The organism is Microbacterium sp. sgz311019 (assembly GCF_056135325.1).
On the sequence record NZ_JBWAXO010000018.1, the window covers coordinates 1 to 16735 of the forward strand.

General features: G+C 65.6%; 23 protein-coding genes. 8 read left to right on the plus strand and 15 right to left on the minus strand.

Annotated elements, in window-relative coordinates; translation table 11 throughout:
• Positions 1–227: integrase core domain-containing protein (locus tag AC0NZN_RS17980; protein ID WP_474593696.1), on the plus strand; the 227-nt coding region annotated here is incomplete at its 5' end.
• Positions 228–235: 8 nt separating this feature from the next.
• Here the strand turns inward: AC0NZN_RS17980 and AC0NZN_RS17985 are convergent.
• The 5 genes from AC0NZN_RS17985 to AC0NZN_RS18005 all read right to left on the minus strand — a co-directional run bounded on the left by AC0NZN_RS17985 (position 236) and on the right by AC0NZN_RS18005 (position 3159).
• Complete coding sequence (locus AC0NZN_RS17985; RefSeq protein ID WP_474593697.1) at positions 236–676, minus strand: hypothetical protein; 441 nt, start codon at positions 674–676, stop codon at positions 236–238.
• A gap of 158 nt (positions 677–834) precedes the next feature.
• On the minus strand, positions 835–1080 hold the full coding sequence (locus AC0NZN_RS17990; RefSeq protein ID WP_474593718.1) for a DUF2188 domain-containing protein: 246 nt from the start codon (positions 1078–1080) through the stop codon (positions 835–837).
• Positions 1081–1458: 378 nt separating this feature from the next.
• Positions 1459–2004, minus strand: a complete 546-nt coding sequence (locus AC0NZN_RS17995) for a YbhB/YbcL family Raf kinase inhibitor-like protein (protein WP_474593698.1) — start codon at positions 2002–2004, stop codon at positions 1459–1461.
• A 106-nt stretch (positions 2005–2110) separates the two neighbouring features.
• A complete protein-coding gene (locus tag AC0NZN_RS18000; RefSeq protein WP_474593699.1) occupies positions 2111–2392 on the minus strand; it encodes a hypothetical protein in 282 nt (93 codons plus the stop codon).
• A gap of 500 nt (positions 2393–2892) precedes the next feature.
• On the minus strand, positions 2893–3159 hold the full coding sequence (locus AC0NZN_RS18005; RefSeq protein WP_474593700.1) for a DUF4190 domain-containing protein: 267 nt from the start codon (positions 3157–3159) through the stop codon (positions 2893–2895).
• 550 nt (positions 3160–3709) lie between these two features.
• On the opposite strand from AC0NZN_RS18005, the gene AC0NZN_RS18010 reads away from it, so the two are divergent.
• Positions 3710–3934: a hypothetical protein gene (locus AC0NZN_RS18010; RefSeq protein ID WP_474593701.1), complete on the plus strand. Its 225-nt coding sequence runs from the start codon at positions 3710–3712 to the stop codon at positions 3932–3934.
• Between the two features lie 271 nt (positions 3935–4205).
• Here the strand turns inward: AC0NZN_RS18010 and AC0NZN_RS18015 are convergent, their stop codons facing one another.
• Positions 4206–4430, minus strand: coding sequence for a hypothetical protein (locus tag AC0NZN_RS18015; RefSeq protein WP_474593702.1), 225 nt, complete (start codon positions 4428–4430; stop codon positions 4206–4208).
• A 774-nt stretch (positions 4431–5204) separates the two neighbouring features.
• On the opposite strand from AC0NZN_RS18015, the gene AC0NZN_RS18020 reads away from it, so the two are divergent.
• Positions 5205–5561, plus strand: a complete 357-nt coding sequence (locus tag AC0NZN_RS18020) for a hypothetical protein (RefSeq protein ID WP_474593703.1) — start codon at positions 5205–5207, stop codon at positions 5559–5561.
• 36 nt (positions 5562–5597) lie between these two features.
• Positions 5598–6188, plus strand: coding sequence for a hypothetical protein (locus AC0NZN_RS18025; protein ID WP_474593704.1), 591 nt, complete (start codon positions 5598–5600; stop codon positions 6186–6188).
• A gap of 389 nt (positions 6189–6577) precedes the next feature.
• Here AC0NZN_RS18025 and AC0NZN_RS18030 read toward each other — a convergent pair whose 3' ends face one another.
• Positions 6578–6823, minus strand: a complete 246-nt coding sequence (locus tag AC0NZN_RS18030) for an SRPBCC family protein (RefSeq protein WP_474593705.1) — start codon at positions 6821–6823, stop codon at positions 6578–6580.
• Positions 6820–7020: an SRPBCC family protein gene (locus tag AC0NZN_RS18035; protein ID WP_474593706.1), complete on the minus strand. Its 201-nt coding sequence runs from the start codon at positions 7018–7020 to the stop codon at positions 6820–6822. The genes AC0NZN_RS18030 and AC0NZN_RS18035 overlap by 4 nt, the downstream gene beginning before the upstream one ends.
• A 458-nt stretch (positions 7021–7478) precedes the next feature.
• On the opposite strand from AC0NZN_RS18035, the gene AC0NZN_RS18040 reads away from it, so the two are divergent.
• Complete coding sequence (locus tag AC0NZN_RS18040) at positions 7479–8417, plus strand: hypothetical protein (RefSeq protein ID WP_474593707.1); 939 nt, start codon at positions 7479–7481, stop codon at positions 8415–8417.
• Positions 8418–8645: 228 nt separating this feature from the next.
• On the opposite strand, the gene AC0NZN_RS18045 is transcribed toward AC0NZN_RS18040, so the two are convergent.
• Positions 8646–9392 (minus strand): DUF4279 domain-containing protein, encoded by a 747-nt coding sequence (locus tag AC0NZN_RS18045; RefSeq protein WP_474593708.1) that lies wholly within the window; start codon positions 9390–9392, stop codon positions 8646–8648.
• A 181-nt stretch (positions 9393–9573) separates the two neighbouring features.
• On the minus strand, positions 9574–10230 hold the full coding sequence (locus AC0NZN_RS18050) for a hypothetical protein (RefSeq protein ID WP_474593709.1): 657 nt from the start codon (positions 10228–10230) through the stop codon (positions 9574–9576).
• 197 nt (positions 10231–10427) lie between these two features.
• Between AC0NZN_RS18050 and AC0NZN_RS18055 the strand changes: the two genes are divergently transcribed.
• Positions 10428–10802 (plus strand): hypothetical protein, encoded by a 375-nt coding sequence (locus AC0NZN_RS18055; RefSeq protein ID WP_474593710.1) that lies wholly within the window; start codon positions 10428–10430, stop codon positions 10800–10802.
• Here the strand turns inward: AC0NZN_RS18055 and AC0NZN_RS18060 are convergent.
• Together AC0NZN_RS18060 and AC0NZN_RS18065 are read right to left on the minus strand one after the other, a co-directional pair.
• The gene (locus tag AC0NZN_RS18060) at positions 10733–11092 is read right to left on the minus strand and encodes a DUF6188 family protein (RefSeq protein ID WP_474593711.1); all 360 of its coding nucleotides are present in this window, start codon (positions 11090–11092) and stop codon (positions 10733–10735) included. The genes AC0NZN_RS18055 and AC0NZN_RS18060 overlap by 70 nt on opposite strands.
• 60 nt (positions 11093–11152) lie before the next feature.
• Positions 11153–11698 (minus strand): hypothetical protein, encoded by a 546-nt coding sequence (locus AC0NZN_RS18065; RefSeq protein WP_474593712.1) that lies wholly within the window; start codon positions 11696–11698, stop codon positions 11153–11155.
• Positions 11699–11859: 161 nt separating this feature from the next.
• Here AC0NZN_RS18065 and AC0NZN_RS18070 point away from each other — a divergent pair, with 161 nt between their 5' ends.
• Positions 11860–12303: a hypothetical protein gene (locus AC0NZN_RS18070; RefSeq protein ID WP_474593713.1), complete on the plus strand. Its 444-nt coding sequence runs from the start codon at positions 11860–11862 to the stop codon at positions 12301–12303.
• A gap of 68 nt (positions 12304–12371) precedes the next feature.
• On the opposite strand, the gene AC0NZN_RS18075 is transcribed toward AC0NZN_RS18070, so the two are convergent.
• From AC0NZN_RS18075 to AC0NZN_RS18085, 3 genes are all read right to left on the minus strand, one after another.
• Positions 12372–12935: a P-loop NTPase family protein gene (locus AC0NZN_RS18075; RefSeq protein WP_474593714.1), complete on the minus strand. Its 564-nt coding sequence runs from the start codon at positions 12933–12935 to the stop codon at positions 12372–12374.
• A gap of 135 nt (positions 12936–13070) precedes the next feature.
• Positions 13071–13829, minus strand: a complete 759-nt coding sequence (locus AC0NZN_RS18080; RefSeq protein ID WP_474593715.1) for a LysM peptidoglycan-binding domain-containing protein — start codon at positions 13827–13829, stop codon at positions 13071–13073.
• Between the two features lie 126 nt (positions 13830–13955).
• Positions 13956–14585: a hypothetical protein gene (locus AC0NZN_RS18085; RefSeq protein WP_474593716.1), complete on the minus strand. Its 630-nt coding sequence runs from the start codon at positions 14583–14585 to the stop codon at positions 13956–13958.
• 259 nt (positions 14586–14844) lie between these two features.
• Between AC0NZN_RS18085 and AC0NZN_RS18090 the strand changes: the two genes are divergently transcribed.
• Positions 14845–16266 carry a hypothetical protein gene (locus AC0NZN_RS18090; RefSeq protein WP_474593717.1) on the plus strand — a complete coding sequence of 474 codons (1422 nt, stop codon included), beginning with the start codon at positions 14845–14847 and terminating at the stop codon, positions 16264–16266.
• The last annotated feature ends 469 nt before the right edge of the window (positions 16267–16735 follow it).

Consider the following 16735-nt stretch of genomic DNA (forward strand, 5'->3'; position numbering starts at 1 on the left):
ATCGCCGCACCCGCCCCTACCGGCCGCAGACAAACGGGAAAGTCGAGCGCTTCAACCGCACGCTCGCGACCGAGTGGGCCTACGCCCAGACCTACCCCTCAGACGCCGCCCGCGCCGCGACCTACGACGACTGGCTGCATCACTACAATCACCATCGACTCCACACCGGGCTCGAAGGCTCAACCCCCGCCCAACGCGTTCACAACCTCACGGGGAAGAACAACTAGCCGATGGTTCAGTGCTCGCGCTGCCATTGACGGGCGGCACTACCCGATAGTCGGTGTCGGCGGGCAAGTTCATCCTCGAAGGCGCCCAGCCATACGACCGCCCGCTCTCGTCGCACTTGATCTCGCGCGAGATCCCACATCGCGGGAGCGAAGGCAAGCAGGAGCAACACCACGACGACGGTGACAGCAATCCCGACGAGCAGTGGATTGTCGCGTACGCGGTCATCCAGATTGATCGTGAGGACCGGTGCAAGGATTACGACCAGCGTTGCAACCACGACGCTGGCGAGCGCGAGCTTGGTGGCGCCGCCGTCTTCTGCAGCCTGAGCCCGGAGGGTTGCTAGAGCCGTAATCTGATCTGCCCGCGGTGCGAGCGCGAAATCACTCAAGCGCTTCTGAGTCACCTCAGTATCGCGGTAGATGTGCGGTGCCGACCGCTCACGAGGCATGGTCTTCTCCTCTTGTTGTGCTGCTGACGCTAGCGGAGCGGAACGACTGTCACGGGTCGGCCCGCGCCGACCCATTCAAAGCGCTGAGCGCAATGGCGCATGCGGACCGGAGGGTGAGCGAGGTCGGCACTTCCGCGCGGCTGCGACCTTGCCCGGCATTAACCGCCGACGTTCCGAGGATCGTTCCGCTTCGGGATCGTGTCCTTGGTTCGAATCGCCCCGCTGCGGCCGTGGATGTTCAGTTCGTCGCCGCCAGCGTCTCCCACGATGTCTCGCGCTCGGTTGATCGTGGCGGACTGCAGGTCGTGGTGCGAGGAGGCTCGAGCGCCTCCAGGCTTCACCGCATCCCGTCCGCCGTGCGGCGTGGGTACGACGTGTCTGTCATTGCTGTTCGTCATTTCCATCACTTCCTTCCCGGACTCACGTAGACGCACATTCACCTCTCGCGAGGCTTGGTGGGCCGTCGACACAGTCACGCTCGGCGCGCCCTCGGAAACAGGTGGCAAGCGTTCAGGATTGATTGACGCCGACCTGGCCGGGCGCCGCCCAAGCTTCGGGTGTAGCCGGCGGCATCGTTCTGGTGCCCGCTGTCGGCGACACTCCAAACTGACGCGTTAACGACCGCGTCGCTTTGGCTTCACCTTGGACCGTCGTCGACACCCGCTATGTCGACCGCGCAGCCGAGTGTGTCATTCCTCTACGGACCAGCTCCGTGCGAGGGATCAGATGCGCGCGCAGACCGGTCGTTGAGCGCTCGATCACCGCGCTTAAGGCGGTCGTTCCTAGCGTGTTTCGTATAACCCGACCAGCCGGGCGCGACCGAGGAGGCCAGTGCGGAGTCGTCTCTTGAGGTCGGCGACGCGGAAGCCAGGGCGAAGCTCGAGAGGGCGGGCGAGTGCATAAGCCTGGAAGACGTATCGGTGCGGTCCGTGGCCTTTGGGAGGCAGCGGACCCGCCCAGCCGAGCTTGATGCTCCCTCTGCCGAGCGTCACGCCGGAAGGGTTTGAGCCCTTGGACAGGTCGCCGTCCGCGAGTCGTGCGATCACGTCGGGATCAATGAGGGCGACGAGATGCGTGGATGCGCCCGACATGGGCGTGTCAGGGTCCTGCATCACCAACGCCAGCTCAGCGGCGCCCTCCGGAAGCATCGACCAGGTCAGCGCGGGCGACAGATTCCTTCCGAGGACGCGACCTCGGAAGCGTTCCGGAATCGCGCCTGGGTTACCGCCGTCATCCCAGTCGGCGATGAGTTGGAAATTCTCGGGGGCCCGGAGCGTCTCGTCGTTCCAGAGAAGGGCGTGATCACCCGGATGGTGCGGCAGCTCCACACGTGTCCTTTCGCGGAGCGAGCACTCGCACGCCACGGGCAGCCATAGTACGCGGATGGTGGGATCGCGCCCGACAGCCGGTCGTTCAGCGGACGTCCGACCGCTTCTATTCGACGACGACGTCGGCGAACGCGGCGACTTCGCTGCGAAGCCGGGCGGCGATCCACTCGCGATCCCGCAACCACCGCTGACGATTCGCATCGGTGTCCCAGCCTTCGAACGGATCGCAATGGTGTTCCCAGAACGCGTACCAGCCCGCCAAGTCTTCCGAGAGCTCGGCCGACAGCCCGTACGTCTCGGGTGACGTGGTGCAGCCCACATCCCAGGTCGGGGTCGAGTTCTCCCAGAGCGGCCAGCGGTGCCCGTGATCAGGGAACAGCCGGATCACGCGGCGCTCGGGTGGTACCTGCTCCATATAGCGACGCTACCCCGCACGTAGCCCGTAGCCGGTCCGCAAGCGGGCATTGCGCGCTGCCGGGACCTCACGTTCGGCTCCCAACGCGCTCCTTTGCCATCCGTCTCCGCGCTCTTGGGATTCGACTCAACTCGGGGTGAAGCGATCTGCGGCCGCGACCCAGGTAGCGATTGCTCGCTTTTGAAGCTGCTGCGATCTGCTGAACACGACGCCTCCGACTCCTGCGACGGCGATGGCGATCGCGGGGCTGAGGCGAACCAGCCAATTGAGTTCGAGCAGGCCCGCGATCAAGGGCAGCGCAATGCAGCTGGCTCCGAATATCCAACAGGTGTACGCAGCGCGTCGTAGGCGCGCCACGCCCGGCAAGTCGTGCGCATAGGAGGCGAAGTCATGTTTCTCCCATGCCACAGGCATTCTCCGACGATAGACCAACCCCCGCGCTCACTTGGGGTGCTCCGGCGCGCTCCGCTCGGCTAGCCGCCCACGCCGCCGTAGATGATCGCGACCGTGAACAGTGTCGCCACGGCGAGGAAGAACGCCACCCGCACGGCGGCCCCGACGGCGCCGATGATGATCGCCCAACGCGCGAACCCCCGACCGGCTGCGACATTCCCGGACTGATGGAGTTGGCGCCTGGCGCGAATGCCGAGGATGAGTCCGACGATGGGCACAACGAAGGCGGCGATGAAGCCGATGAGTGCGAGTGCGCTCGTCTTCGGTGCAATGACGGGTGCGGACACACCGCCATGGCAGGTGAACCCGTGCCCACGTCCGGCATCCTAGGCAACCTACGGACGGGCACGAATGCCACGAAAGTGACGAGGGTCCGAGCCCAGGGGGTCTCCGGAATCACGTGCGCATGCGGGTCCCTCACTGCGCGGGTCTTGAGCGGAGCGAGCAGCTGGTGCTCCGGCGGGTTGGCGTTCATCCAGTGAGCGTTCTAATGTGCACCTCGTGTCTAAGATCGTGGCTAGCGTGGCGGGGCTCCTCGTTACCGCGTCCGCGCTTGCGGGGTGCGCGGCGGCCGATCTCCCATCCGCGCCGAGTAGCCGTTCCACCCGGGTCGCCGAGGCAGCAAGTCCGGTGCGCCCGAAGCTCGCGCCGGACGGGGGCGAGGTCACTGCGCGTGACCGGTGCAACCCGACCCAGGGTGGATACCTGGACGATCATTCGATCGATACGGGGACCCTCGAGCCCCAAGCCTTCCGGACGATGCGAGACCTCGGCCCTACCACGTTCGCATCCGGCAAAGCCACTCTCAATAGAGACGGGACCCCCGCATCGTACGTGGTGGCTTCCGGCGACGCGATCCTCGCCGTCGCGCAGCGCTTCTGCCTTGATCAGTTCGAACTCGCCGCGCTGAACTCGGTCCGCCGCAACGGCGGCCGCATCATGGATCCGCTCTACGCGGGGGACACTTTGAATCTCGACCCCTATACGGTCACCAGCGTCGGGAATGAGAACGGTACCGTTCACCACAACAACCCACCGGTCTCGTTGCCCCCGCAGCGGTGAAACCCGGGCGGCCGGGTAATGAATCGAAACGTGATCGAGGCGTGTAATGTGCCTACCCCGTCGCCGTGGCGGCCAACAGGTAGGACGAGGACCAGCTGTCTTTGAGAGTGCCCTGGATGGTCAATTTGTAAGTGCGTCCCGCGTGAAGCGAGTCATCAAGAACCATCGCATCGTCGGCGGTCTGAGTCGTGGCGTCCGGGTCGATGTAGAGGACGCCGCGGCAGTCCGTCTTTACTAACCAGGACGGCTTGCCGTCGGTCAGCGTGCACCGTTACGGCGACGCGCGGGACCGCCGATGTCTGATCAGCACCAGAGTCCCGCCAACTATCGAGAGCAGTCCGAGGCCGCCGACGAGGACAGCGCCGATGACAACGTAGGGTCCGCCCTCGGATTCGGCTACATCGATCGAGGCAACAGTGACCGCGGCGAAGACGACGACCGCTGCACCGATCAGCAGCATCATCGAGCCGAAAAGCCAGCCCAGGGCTCTCGTCATGGTCGGAGCCAATGTCGACGTGACCGTGATGCCTTCATGGGTGTGCCAGCGCCCCGGAGGGGAGTGGAACGCACGCCGGTCTTCCAAGGTGCCTGATCACGGCCTCGAAGCAGCCTCGCCCCGGGCGGAAGCATTGCGAGATGCCCGTGACGATCAAGTTGCGGCCGCATAAGTACCTGAGAGTCTGGAAGGCGCGCCGGAGTGCGTGGGGAGGGCGGGTACTCCTCGGAGGGCGTGGCCAGGTTGCCTGACAGCCGAGAAGCTTGCCGGTGCTCCCTGACGATGACGATGGCGGTTGCCACCGTCCCGCACAGGCACCAGACGCAGACCAAGCAGGAAACGGCGAATGTCGCCCACATAGGAGCTGGGATGCGGCCCGGGGATGTGGCCAATCAGTCGCCGTGCGATCCGCTGTAGACGTTGTACGTGAGGAACGGCGCAAGGATGGATCCAATGGCAAAGAGTGTGAGCCGCAGCCCATCGGGCACTCCACGCTTTGCGGGTGGGCTGGGCTCGTCGATCACAGGGCGAGAGTATCGCGCATCGACCCGCGATCAGTACCCGTGGTGGATCGAGACGCGGAGCTCGGGGAGGCGGCGGATTGGTGTGGCCGTCAGGTATCCGCCGCGTGAGTCCGCATACCAGAAGAGTGATCGATTCTGTGACTCCAGTTTCCCGTCCGGGCGCGCTCAAGTGGGTCCCTTTGCCGGCGGAATTACTACTGTGGCCGCCCCGATCGGCGCGCTGACCGGGGCGGTTCGCTACGCTCGCGGGATGAGCATCGTTGCGTCGAAAACCGGCGGTCCTCGGCAACGTGGGTTGCGCGGCGGTTTCTCTTCCGCAGGCATCCTGCTTCTTGGTGTCGTTGTGCTTCCGGTTGCTCTGGTTATTGCCGCTAACAGCTGGTCTGGACCGGCTGATGCGGACTACGTGCGGATGGCGTTCGCGGATGTTGCGGGTGCGACGATCGCCATCGCGGCCGTGGTCGCGCTGCTCGTTCACCGGATCATTCGTCGGGCGCCGGCATCCACGATCGCGGTCTTCTCTCTCATCGCGATTGTCGTCATTCTGTGGCAGGTCAGCGTGATTGGCTTCGCCGGGGAGCTGCTCTTGACGCGTCTCGCCGGCTGACGCGCTCAGCAGGGCGGCGGAAAGGACATGTGATCCGTGTCGGGGACACCGGAGGCGCGGGGCGCGCTGGTTACCTCGGTAATCATCCGTGGGCTCTTCTTCCTGATCCTGCTCGCGGGCGTCATTGGGGCTCTGCTGGTGTACTCGCTGCCCGTGGCGCTGATCCTCGGCGCCTTGGTGTTCGGCGCTGCACTCCCGATAGCGATCGCCCTCCCCGTCATTGCCCGACGACGAAGGCGGCAGCTGCGGCTCGCTGAGCAGGAGTGCCCAGGTGGCGCGATCGTCCGCGCGGAGTGGACCGGGTTCTTCATGCCCGCGTTCGTGAAGGATCCCGCCGTGCTCCAGGGCGCCGACCCGCGCGGATTCGTGGTCCTCATCGCCGCCCGAAGCGAGGGTTTGAGACTGTGGCGCGGCGCCCGCGCCGAGTTGGTCGCCCTGGAGGATCTGCCGTGGCCGGAAATCACAGATGTCGACACCGGTGAGGTAAAGCCGGTCATCGGCAAGAAGGCGACCACGCTCCGCATCACCTTCACCGGCGAGTCGGCAACGCTCGCGAGTCCGATCGAACTGATCGTCCGAGGCGAACCAACGTCTCAGGCGCTCGATCGCATCCTCGCAAGCCGGTGAACCCAACCAATAACCGCACGATCTTTGAAGCCGCCCGCGGGTCATCGCGCAGCGACTCACCGGATCCCACGATCGCACCCAGCAGGGTCCTTGATCGCGCGCTGGGCAGAGTTCGGGCGAGCTGACCGGCCGCTAGTGTCGAGCCATGCGGGAAGTCGCGACTCTTACGAAGATGGCGTCGGCCATGTGGATTACGTTGGGAATCCTCGCCGGCGGGTTAGCGAGAACCAGAAACCGCTCTGCGTGATACTGGTTCCTACTTACGGTGCTACTCGGGCCGATCGCGGCATTCCTCCTCGTCGTTTGGCCGCCGCTTCCCGCCCCGGTGACCGACGCATCGATGCCCGGGCGCCGAGCGGCGGTCAGTGCGCGGACTGGTTCCGGAGACTTTAGGACAGCGTCGATCTCAGGTGGTCGTTGCGCTTCTTGATCAAGCGGCGCAGGTAGGGCACGAGTACCACGCGCTCCACAACGCGACCGAAGATCGGTGACGCGACGGTGATGTTGTCCGTCATCCGAGATCCGTTGCCGTCGGGAACGAAGACGTGCTCGTGGACGAAGGACTTGAAGGGTCCGCGGACTTGCCGATCGACGAATCGGGAGGGCCGGTCGAGTTCTGCGATCTCCGAGGTCATCGTGATCCAGATGCCGAGTGGCGTGCCCGCCACGTCACCGTCTCGCCCAGACCGATCCTGCCTGTCGTCACACCCTCGACGACGCGCTCACCGGACTCGGACATCGACGCGATGTGCGCGCCGATGTCCAGGGACACGTCGAACAGGTCCTCGACCGCGAACGGCGTCTGCGTGACGAGCGTGAAGGCGGAAGGCACAACCTCATCCTCCCGCCCGCGACCAAGGTGCTCAGCGCTTCGATCGCCCCTGGCACGGAGGCCGGCCCGGTATCGCGCGCGGATTCGGTTGCGTGCGGCCGACGGTGTTTTCGGGCGCGTATTACCGACGAGGGGCAATTACACCCGAGAACACTAGGACGGGAATGAGGACCGCCGCCAGCAGAGCGATCGAGCCAACTACCCGATAGGTAAGCAGAATCTGGCTTCTGGGCGCGAATACCCGTCTGGCCCGATCGGTGAGGCGCGTCTTCGACATCCACGCGATGTAGACATCGGCGGGGATGTCCGGGCGAAAGGTGAAGAGGCACCCGAGACTCAGGGCGACCAGACCCCACAGGATCACGAAAGCGAAGACCACAACCGGAAATGTAGAACGTCGGTTCACTGCGCGCTGCGCCAGACGGCCGCGATGGGGTCCCTTGCGGCAACATGGACTCGTGGCGGCCCCCGATGCAGCAGACCACCAACCAGTGCACGAGATGCAGGTCGCATCAGAAGCCGCGCGCCGGCTGGTGTCCCAGTGCCGTGCCCATGTCGAGAAGTCCAACCGGAAGATCGGCGACCGCGTGCGCAGCGCTCCCGCAGACACGCCCTGCGGTACCGACTTCCGGCGCGCCGCGGCCGGAGAGCATCTGTATGCGTTCGAGCACTCCGTCACGCGGCTGGAAGCACTGACGAACGCGCTGGTCATGCACCTGCGCGGACTGCAGGTGCTGCTGTCGGACGACACGTTCTACCCGCTCCCCGCGATGGCGATCGCCAGGTCGATCGCCGAGGTCTCGAGCTCGACGGTCTGGACTCTGCGTCAGGGGCTCTCCCCCGACGAGCGTGCAGCGCGCAGCTACGCGGCGTTGTTCGCGATGCTTGAGAAGGGCATCGAGTCCGGAAGCGCTGAAGATGCACCCCGCACACGAGCCCTCAGGGAAGAGCTCGCCACGAGACTCGCGAACGGACGCCCAAAGGTCCGCGTCATCCGCCGTGTCAAGGACGGCGTGACTCTGGACGAGGTCGCTCAGGTCCGGGTCGGCAAGGCCGGCGCCAAGACGCAGTTCCGGTACTCGCAGCGGCTCAAGGACGAGATCCCCATCATCGGCGGGCTCTACGACCAGATGTCCGCAGCGACTCACGGAGGACATGCAGCGGTCAGCGCGTCGTTCGATACCCCGGCGTCGTACGGCCGAGGGATCGGCCACATCGCGCTCGAGTCGACGAAGGCCTGGTCGCTCACTGTGCACACCTGGCTCGGCGTGACGCCGGCGACATTCTGGAACGAGACAGACCTGCAGAAACTCCGGAACTCGATCCCCGCGGCCGAAAGAGTCGAGTTCGAAGCTAAGCTCGCTGCCCAGCGCGCGGCCCAGCGCGAGGGATCGTGACGCTCACCACTCGCGTTCGCCGACGGTAGGTATCCCCAGCTCGGCGAACTCCGAGGCCGGACAGCTCAACAACTCGCAATCGACAACATCGTCGTCGTCGACTGATCCACCCCGGGCCCAATTCGGCCGCCCCGAACGCGGTCGTCCAGCGCGCTTCAGAGCCAACTCCCTAACGGCTGTTAGGTCCTCAGATACGAGCGGACCTTTGACGCAACTGCACTGGATGCCTCAGTCTGTTAGGTTCTCGCTGGCGGCTCGCGGATCGTTCAGTGCCATCGTGACTGCCCGCTTCCAGTCGTTCCAGCGCGCTGGATCCGACCGCATGTACTGACTTAGCAGGACGAGATCTTCCGACCTCCAACTCTCGATATCGCCGTATATCCCGATCATGAACAAGGCTGCCCTGAACGCCTCCTCCAGGGTCAGAGTCGTCGGGATGTCGGCATCGTGAACCGCCTCGTCACCGTCCTCCAGGTCTGCAGGTGTGACAGAGCCATCTTCTGTGGGTTCGGTCGCTCCAACCGCGAGCACGTCATGGTCGGCCATTTTGCTGTCCGGTGAGGCCGTCTCAGTGCGCTCGTCGAAGTAGACGGTCCCGTACATGTCGACGCCCAGAGCCGAGATCTTTCCGCTCAGCTCCACTGGCAGAACGAACCCACCCTGGGTGGAATCGGAATCGGCAGACCACCAGATCCGCGCGTCGCAATCTCCCGGCAGATTTCCCACTCGTCCATGCGCGGGCCGGCTCAGCTCGAGAAGCTGCCGAAGCGCGCCCGTCCCGGTCTGGTCGTCATCCGTGTTATCGACAGTGTCAATGACGAGAGACCACACATGGTGATCTCGGACTCGGCCGGAGCGGGTCGCCGTGCCCTTGAGCTGGACGTTGGTCGGCTCCAGCGTGAGCATGTCCGAGATCGCGCCGGGCTCCGTGTTGGTCGAAACCACGACCAGTGACGCTCGACCGGACTGAATCATGACCCGAGCATAGGATGGCCGCCCTCCGCCTCATGCGATGGCCGCGAAGAACGGGTGGCGGACGGCCCGGAACCGGTCGGTCACCGCGCAGGGAGCGGGGAGGCGCCGGAGTTCGACCCGCCGAGCCAGAGAGCCGGCCAAGTGCGGATGACGGACCACGTGCGGGCACGCGGAGATGTCATCAGAAGCCATCGACCTGGTATTCGGCGCCCGACGGTAGGAGGAGGGTTCCCTCGATGCTGAGGTTCCGGAATCGGTTGCCGGTCCGCGCGAACTCGGGGTCTCTGCTGGCGATCTGTCCCCAGAACGGAACCAGAATCGAGCGTTGCGGTATCTGATTGCGTGCAAGCCGGAATTCATGCCGCAGGTAGTCGACGAGGTCCCAGCCGTAGACGACGACGTCCGTCTGCATCACCGAGAAGATCGGTACTCCGCCAGGCGCCGCCCTGCCGGGCATGAATCGATGTCCAAACACGGGCACGAGCTGTGGCGCCGCGGCGAGATGCCGATCAACCACTCGTGAGCGCCCGCGTTTCGTTAGAGGACGACGACCCCACGAGCGCGGCCAGAACCCGTTGTGCTCCACGTCCCAGCGAACTCCATCACGTGGCCAGTCCAGCCTGCGACGGATGTCTTCGTCAGACCCGTCCCGCCAGTCCGGGAATCCTCGCCCGACGGGGAGGGCGCGGGTTAGGAGGGCACGATGATCGGTGCTGAACTCAACTTTGAATCGTTCGTGGAGCCGTTGAAGCTCAGATTCATTGAGACCTCGCTCCAGCATCACGCCGTTTTCGTTTAGCAGAGTCAGGGCCGTGTCAATAATCTCGGCATCCGCCATCGGCCAAACCTATCTCGTAAGGACCGCATGTTCGCGCGCGGAGGGTCCTCTGCCGTGCGGCATGGATCGGCCGTCGGTCGTCGGGCTTGTTTGGGACCTGACTACGATCGGTCATCGTGGCGGCGCGCAAATCAGATTGGCTTCCTGGCGTTACCTGGAGCAGCACCGTGACCGGGCCCGACGGTAGTCCAGCCCTGATGATCGACGAGCTTCCGGTCTCTGCGGGCCAGAAAGTCGTGCTCACATTTGAGACGGTGAACAGTAGCTGGAGGCAAGGAGTGTTCCTCGCCACGGCTGGACGGCTCGCCACCGGCGGCGACGCAAGCCGCGCTCTCGTGCTGTGGAGCGACACTGCTCCCGCCCGAGTGACGATCGACGTCCTCGCCACGGATGGGCAGTTGATCCTTTACAACGTGTGGAACTCGGGACGACGGCGAGAGGTGGAATCGCAAAGCGCGACCTCCGGGATGCTCGTCGACGAACTGGCAGACGGCTCGAGACGCTATTCCTGCAACGACATTGGACGCGAGCCAGACTTCACGCGCCTCACCTTCACGATCGCCATCGAGTAACCAAGTTCGCACCTACGACTGAGGTCCCCCAGACGGCACGAAAGCCCGTCCATTACCGCGCACCCGGCGACGAGGCCTACGCAGGCGTCCGGCCCGCCGCGATGAGCGACTCCTCCACCGGGCAATGCCACGAGCAACTCACCGTTGGCGCGATTCAACGTCCACGCCTCATAATGAGGATCCGGTCCCGCTTGCACGGCGAAGCCGTTCGAGGATCTCATCTCCAGCGTTCCGTCCTCGTGGCGGGATCCAGCGGATCGCGCGGAAACCTGGCGCGTCCGGCAGGGCATTGAACGAGGCGTGCCCGGCTTCGACGTGGGCGCTCACGTTGCTGACTCAGAATGTCTGGACTAGCCGATCTTGAGGCTGCTGCTCTTCCAGATCCAGAGAGTAGCTGCGTCGGTGCCGTCGGGGCTGGTCAGCTCGAGTTGGGCCTGGCTGCCGAGTCCACGCAGGCGACGTGCGCGGATCGACCACGATGCCGGCCACTGCTGCGGGCCCACCTGGAACGACGACACAGCTCGCCGTGACGGCGTCCAGACCAAGCCATGCTCGGTCAAGGTCACCCGCCCGGGCAGCTTCACCGTTTGATTGATCGTTGGATGCGTGACCAGCACGGAAGGAATGTCGGCAACCGCGAGTGCCGCTGGCCACGCTCCCGATTGGGTGCGGTCCTGGACCGGGGTGAGTTCCGGCGGGTGCACGGGCCGGAGCATCACCATGGCAAAGAAGGCCACGACGAGAAGCACGACGCCCGACACGATGACGCGCCCAACGCCGGAGAAATGGAACGCGACGGCGAGGCCGATAAAAAGAAAGAAGGCGCCCATGAGCACGACGGACAGGTGACGGGCGGTCTCCCGTTGATCAGCTGGAGACCCCGGATTCTTGGTCACGCACCGTATCCTTCCATGGACGCGTCGGCCGCAGTCGGCACCGGCGTCGAAAGTCGCCCGTCGCCCGTCGCCCGTCGCCCGTCGCCCGTCGCCCGTCGCCCGTCGCCTCTCGTCACGCGGCGCGTGGCCGCCATTGGACTGCGGTCGAGTAATCTCCGCTCATGGGCTTGCTCCTTCGTGCGAACGAAAGACCGCGATTGAAGCGCTCCGCCGCCTCCAACATCGCGGTCATCTTGGCGTTCTGCTACGCGATGGCGCTGCTTGCGGTTGTCGTCGCAGTTCTGGTCTCGGCAATCAACGGGCAGGGCACGATCGGGCATCTGACGGGTTATGCGCGTCGGGGACCGATCGTGCTGTGCCTCTTGCTGCTGCTTGGAAGTTTGGATCTCATGCTCGGCGCGATCATGGTGTTGCGCGGCGGCCGCGGATTCGTCTTGATGGTGCCATTGGGGTTCATCTTCATCGCGGGTTCGATCGGCGAGGTTGTCGACGTCCTCGGCGGATCGAGTGTGACCAGCAACGTGATCGGCGGAGTCATCCTTATCCTGGCCGTCATCCCGGTCGTGCTGCTTCTGCTGCCACGCGAGCAGTTGCGGGCGAGCTGACACAACCGTTGCGGGCACGTCCTGTCGTGGGGCACAAGCCGGTCCGTTGAGCGGGCGCCAGGGCTTCCTCATCGCACGCTGTCGGCAAGCGTGTGCAGCCAGCTGTCGACCTCGGGTTGAGATGTGAGGCGGACCACGGTGGGATGCCCGTGGTCTTGCTCGAGCGCGGGTACTCGCTCCCTGTACTTGTTGCGGGTCGAGACCGCCCACCGCACGATGTGGTCCCGATCGGTGAAGATCGTGTGCAGCGGAGGCTCCACGTTGCCGTTCCACAAGACTTCCCGCCTCAGCCGCCTCCGCACGGTCCGCCGCACGACCCGGGGGAGGGTGACGGTCGCGAAAGGCAGATCGAGCCAGACCAGCAAGTCCGCGGCTGAGGTGAGCAGGGGACGCGCGGTGGCATACTGCCACTCGGTCGTCCACGACTCCTCGGAGATGAGAGCGCGCACGTCGTCGAGGAACTGCTCACGAGGGACCCAGCCTGCGCCGTGGTAGAGCGCGTCGATCTCGGTGTGCGGTGCGTCGATGATCTCCGCGATCCGTCGGGCAAGGCTCGTCTTCCCCACGCCGGACACTCCGGCGACCAGCACGCGTCTCGGCTGCAACGGGAGCGGGTCATCGAAGCGCAACACGGTGCCGATCCTCCCACCTCCACTCCCTGCCACGCGCGCACGGACGGGCCGCTTACGGTCCTTTCTTCGAACGGTCATGCGCCGTCGGAACTCGTTCTTCCTGGAAGCGGCGGGGTCCTTCGGCCGTTGGTGCGGCTACGCGAACATCTGGCGTAGGGCGTGGAGGTCTCCGGCGTCGAGCGCTCGTGCGATCAGGTCCGCGTCGGCCGGGTTCGGGAACAGGTGGGCGAGTTCGCGGGTGAAGATCCTGCGCATGGCACCGAGGTCCCCGGCGTGAGCTGCGGCGCTCATGGCCGCGACCGCGTTCTGGTACGGAATCTGTTGGTACCCGGCGGGCGCGTTCACCGGGTTGTAGAACGGCACCCAGGGGATCGAGCTGTCCGGGTGGAGGAGCAGCAGCTGGCCGGGGTGGATTGTCCGGCTGTGGTTGAGCTCGGCGAGCGCGAGAGGGTCTGCGATGCAGAACCGGTCACCGATCGCATACAGTGCGTCGCCGGCCGCGACGGTGTAGGTGACGATCTGACCCTTGTCGTCCAGGCCGGTGGTGCCTGCGGCGAGGTCGCGTGCGCCCCGGTCGATGAGATTGCCGCTCAGGCTTGCACTCATGCCGCCGACCTGGAGCCAGGCAGGGTTCTCGCATCCGGCGGGGGTGCCCTTCGGGATCGCGGTGCCGTTGCCGACGTACACGTAGCCATCGCCCAGCCCATCGATCATCTTCTTGCCGATGGGGTCCTCCGCCGACGCAGTGGGGCTCGGCTCCGCGGTCGGGCGGAAGACCGCCCACGACGACATCTCGTCGTACGCGGCCGAGACGGTCGGCACGGCCAGGGCGACGAGGCCGCCGACCACCAGCACGACGAGCGCGGTGGTGATGATCTTCGCGGCCCGCGTCATATCTGAACAATATTCATTCCCCTGGAGAAAGGCGAGGGCTGGCGCAGGTCGACGCCGCCCGTTCCACCGCCAGAACCGGGTCCTCAGCCGTTCGAATGCGGGTCCGTCAACGAGCGCTTGCAACGCCTAGGAGAGGAACTCGGGGCGTACCTCGGCAACCCCATCAAGCTCGCGCCGCAGCTGTTCGACCAACTCAACGCCCCGCTGCTCCCACTCGGCGGGATGCGCCAGTGGCTCGTTCTCGTCGCGGTCGAGCCACTCCTCGTTCCAGTCGAACAGGGCGTCGGCCAGCTCGCGCGTGATGGTCAGGGACTGGTCATCGAGTCGGTAGTGGTCGGTGAAGCTCTCCCACAACGGCCACCCGCCCCACCACTCGGGAAAGACGCGGATCAGTCGAAGGCCGTTGGGCAGCACCACAGCCAAACCGCGCCTGCGTCTGGCGCTGAGGTATCGGTCTTGCATCTGCCGCCGGCGCCGCCATTCGAGCGCGGTCGCTGGCCAATCGTTGTAGTCCATGCCCGAAAGCCACAGCAGCCCGCGACGACCACGAGCGTCATCTTGGACGAGCGCAAGCGACCACAGGTGCTCGCCGCCGTTCGCGAGCGCATGCGCAGACTCGAGCGCCTCCTCGACCGTAGCGTCCGCGATGTCCATCACCGTCGTCGTGTTGCCCGCGCCTTTGAAAACGTAGACGCGAAAGCGTGGGTCATTCCTCTCCCAGGTCGAGTCACGCTCGTCGACATACTCCCCGCGCACTTGATCAATCTACGAGGATGTTGCTGAAGGTGGGCCCACTTGCGTGCGACGTCGCTTATGACGTTTGACTCGGAGGCGTACGGGCGCCTCGCGCGTTGGAATCGCTTCCACCGTGCCCGGTGTTCCTGCAGTTGCTGGCGGTCGCGTTGGGGTGCTGATCGTGGTGAGCGATGGGCTCGAGGTGGGGTGCGGATGGATGGGCTGGCGATGACAATTCCCATCCGAGTAGGGGCGGAGGTATCTAGGTCGGGTTTCGGCGATGCCTCTTCCGTTCTGGGTGGCCGATCGCGATGCTGGTGCGGTGCGGATCATCGATGACGGAGAGGCGGGAGTGCCGGATCCCCGCCCGGCGTCGTGGGAGAAGATCCGGGAGCTTCCCGTTCCCGCGATGACGTTCGTTCGGCAGCCGACCGTCGAGGATGCGATCCCAGGCTTCCAGTCAGGGAACGATGGCACCGGCCTGGTGGAGTTGTGCGTCGACTTCACGTACACGCTGGTCCGCAGTCCCGACGATCGCGCGGCTCCCGAGAATCTCCGAGAGCTGGACGAGGGCACCCGGCGGGCGCTCGAGGAGCTCCCCTACCGGAACCGGCCGGACTGGGTCGTGGAGATGGCCGAGCGACTGCGCTTCCCACAGCTTCACGAGGCGGTGCGCACCAGCTGGCACCGCGAAGAGCACGAGCGTTCGACCGTGGATGCCATCCTGCTCCATCACGTCAACCACGTGCTGCGGAACTACGTCCGCGCCGAGCGCGGCTGGGACGGTCGGCTCGGGAGTCTGAACCCGGCGCCCGATGTCACGGCCGCCGCCATCCAGCGCGATGCCCGCGTGGTCGTAGATGGGCGGATGCTGGACGGCATCCGCATCGACACCGATCCCCACGTCTACGGCCTCGGCGCCGCACTGCCGAGCGGGGGCGTTCTCACGGTCGTCGTCCCACGCGACGAGCTCGACCACCTCACGCTCGAGTTTCAGACCTACGTAGCAGAGACCTCCGTCCCGCCGCCTGCGGCGGCGATCCCCCAGCTCCCGCGCCGCCTCGTCGGCCCCGCACCGGCCCCGCCTCCCAACCCGTGGCCGCGGGGCATGGTGATCAGCGTCGGCGAGGACTCGACCGTGCTGCTCGAACTGCTGTGGATCCGCGAGGCGTGGCAGCTGAGACCGATGATGGACGACCCACCGCCGCTGCTCGTCGACACCCCGGCCGTTGTCGGCGAATCCGAGCGGCGAGCGGCGCCGATCGCCGAGTGGGAGGATGCGTGGCCCGGGATCTGGCGCGATGCCCTGCGGTTTGCCGGCACACCCCGCGACGACCACGCGTTCGACCGGATGCGTTCGGCGTCGCCGCGAGACGAACGCGCCGCGCTCATCAAGGAGATGATCGGTCCATCGTGGGACGACATCCTCGGTCGCGATGCGCTGACCGAGGATCACCAGCGCTGGCAGCGGGCGCTGGGCGAACGCCGGATGGCCCAATCGATGAACGCGGTGGGCGAGCAACCCGAACAGGTTGCGCTCGACGCGTTGATCGCGGCGTGGCGGACGGGGCTCACGACCATCGTCCAGATCCCTTGCCGGGGATCCTTCACCCGCGTGATCGGCCCGCACACCCTGCTCCTCACAGCCGAAACCCGCGCCGACATCGACCGGTACCGGTCCGCGCTCGCCCTCTTCCGCTGACGGTGTGGCCCAGTCGTGTGGGGCCTGAAGCAACACGGGGTGCAGTCATACTGCTCGTCGGCGACGATGACGAGACTTGGGACATTTCGGTGACGGTGCCGACCAGTCTTGTGACGCGGTTGTCGCAGCAGGCGGCACTACCCAAGGTGGCTTGACACGCTGTAAACAGCCGCGCGCGCAAGCCGGTCCTTGCGCGTGCGGAATCTATCGCTGCTTGTGCGGGGCGACATGTACCACTTGCGGAGAACGCCCACGCGATCGCGGTGGCCGGGGCGCAGTCGGTATATACATGTGCGGGTTCGACGCGTGTCATGATGTCCCCGTGACCCCAGCTCCCGAGCGTGTGTCGGCGGCGCTCGAAAACTGGACAGTAGCGGCGCTCGAAAAGTGAACACTCAACGATTGGAGAGTGATCACTTTGGAGGATTGGGCGTTGATCCGCAGGCTGGCTGCGGAGGGTGTTCCGAAG

Coding starts and splice junctions, on each gene's coding strand:
- AC0NZN_RS17985 (WP_474593697.1), bottom strand. CDS start 676: ATGCCTCGTGAGCGGTCGGCACCGCACATCTACCGCGATACTGAGGTG.
- AC0NZN_RS18090 (WP_474593717.1), top strand. CDS start 14,845: ATGCCTCTTCCGTTCTGGGTGGCCGATCGCGATGCTGGTGCGGTGCGG.
- AC0NZN_RS18070 (WP_474593713.1), top strand. CDS start 11,860: ATGGGCTTGCTCCTTCGTGCGAACGAAAGACCGCGATTGAAGCGCTCC.
- AC0NZN_RS18015 (WP_474593702.1), bottom strand. CDS start 4,430: ATGACGAGAGCCCTGGGCTGGCTTTTCGGCTCGATGATGCTGCTGATC.
- AC0NZN_RS18080 (WP_474593715.1), bottom strand. CDS start 13,829: ATGACGCGGGCCGCGAAGATCATCACCACCGCGCTCGTCGTGCTGGTG.
- AC0NZN_RS17990 (WP_474593718.1), bottom strand. CDS start 1,080: ATGGAAATGACGAACAGCAATGACAGACACGTCGTACCCACGCCGCAC.
- AC0NZN_RS18030 (WP_474593705.1), bottom strand. CDS start 6,823: ATGACCTCGGAGATCGCAGAACTCGACCGGCCCTCCCGATTCGTCGAT.
- AC0NZN_RS18020 (WP_474593703.1), top strand. CDS start 5,205: ATGAGCATCGTTGCGTCGAAAACCGGCGGTCCTCGGCAACGTGGGTTG.
- AC0NZN_RS18045 (WP_474593708.1), bottom strand. CDS start 9,392: ATGATTCAGTCCGGTCGAGCGTCACTGGTCGTGGTTTCGACCAACACG.
- AC0NZN_RS18060 (WP_474593711.1), bottom strand. CDS start 11,092: ATGCCCTGCCGGACGCGCCAGGTTTCCGCGCGATCCGCTGGATCCCGC.
- AC0NZN_RS18055 (WP_474593710.1), top strand. CDS start 10,428: ATGATCGACGAGCTTCCGGTCTCTGCGGGCCAGAAAGTCGTGCTCACA.
- AC0NZN_RS18050 (WP_474593709.1), bottom strand. CDS start 10,230: ATGGCGGATGCCGAGATTATTGACACGGCCCTGACTCTGCTAAACGAA.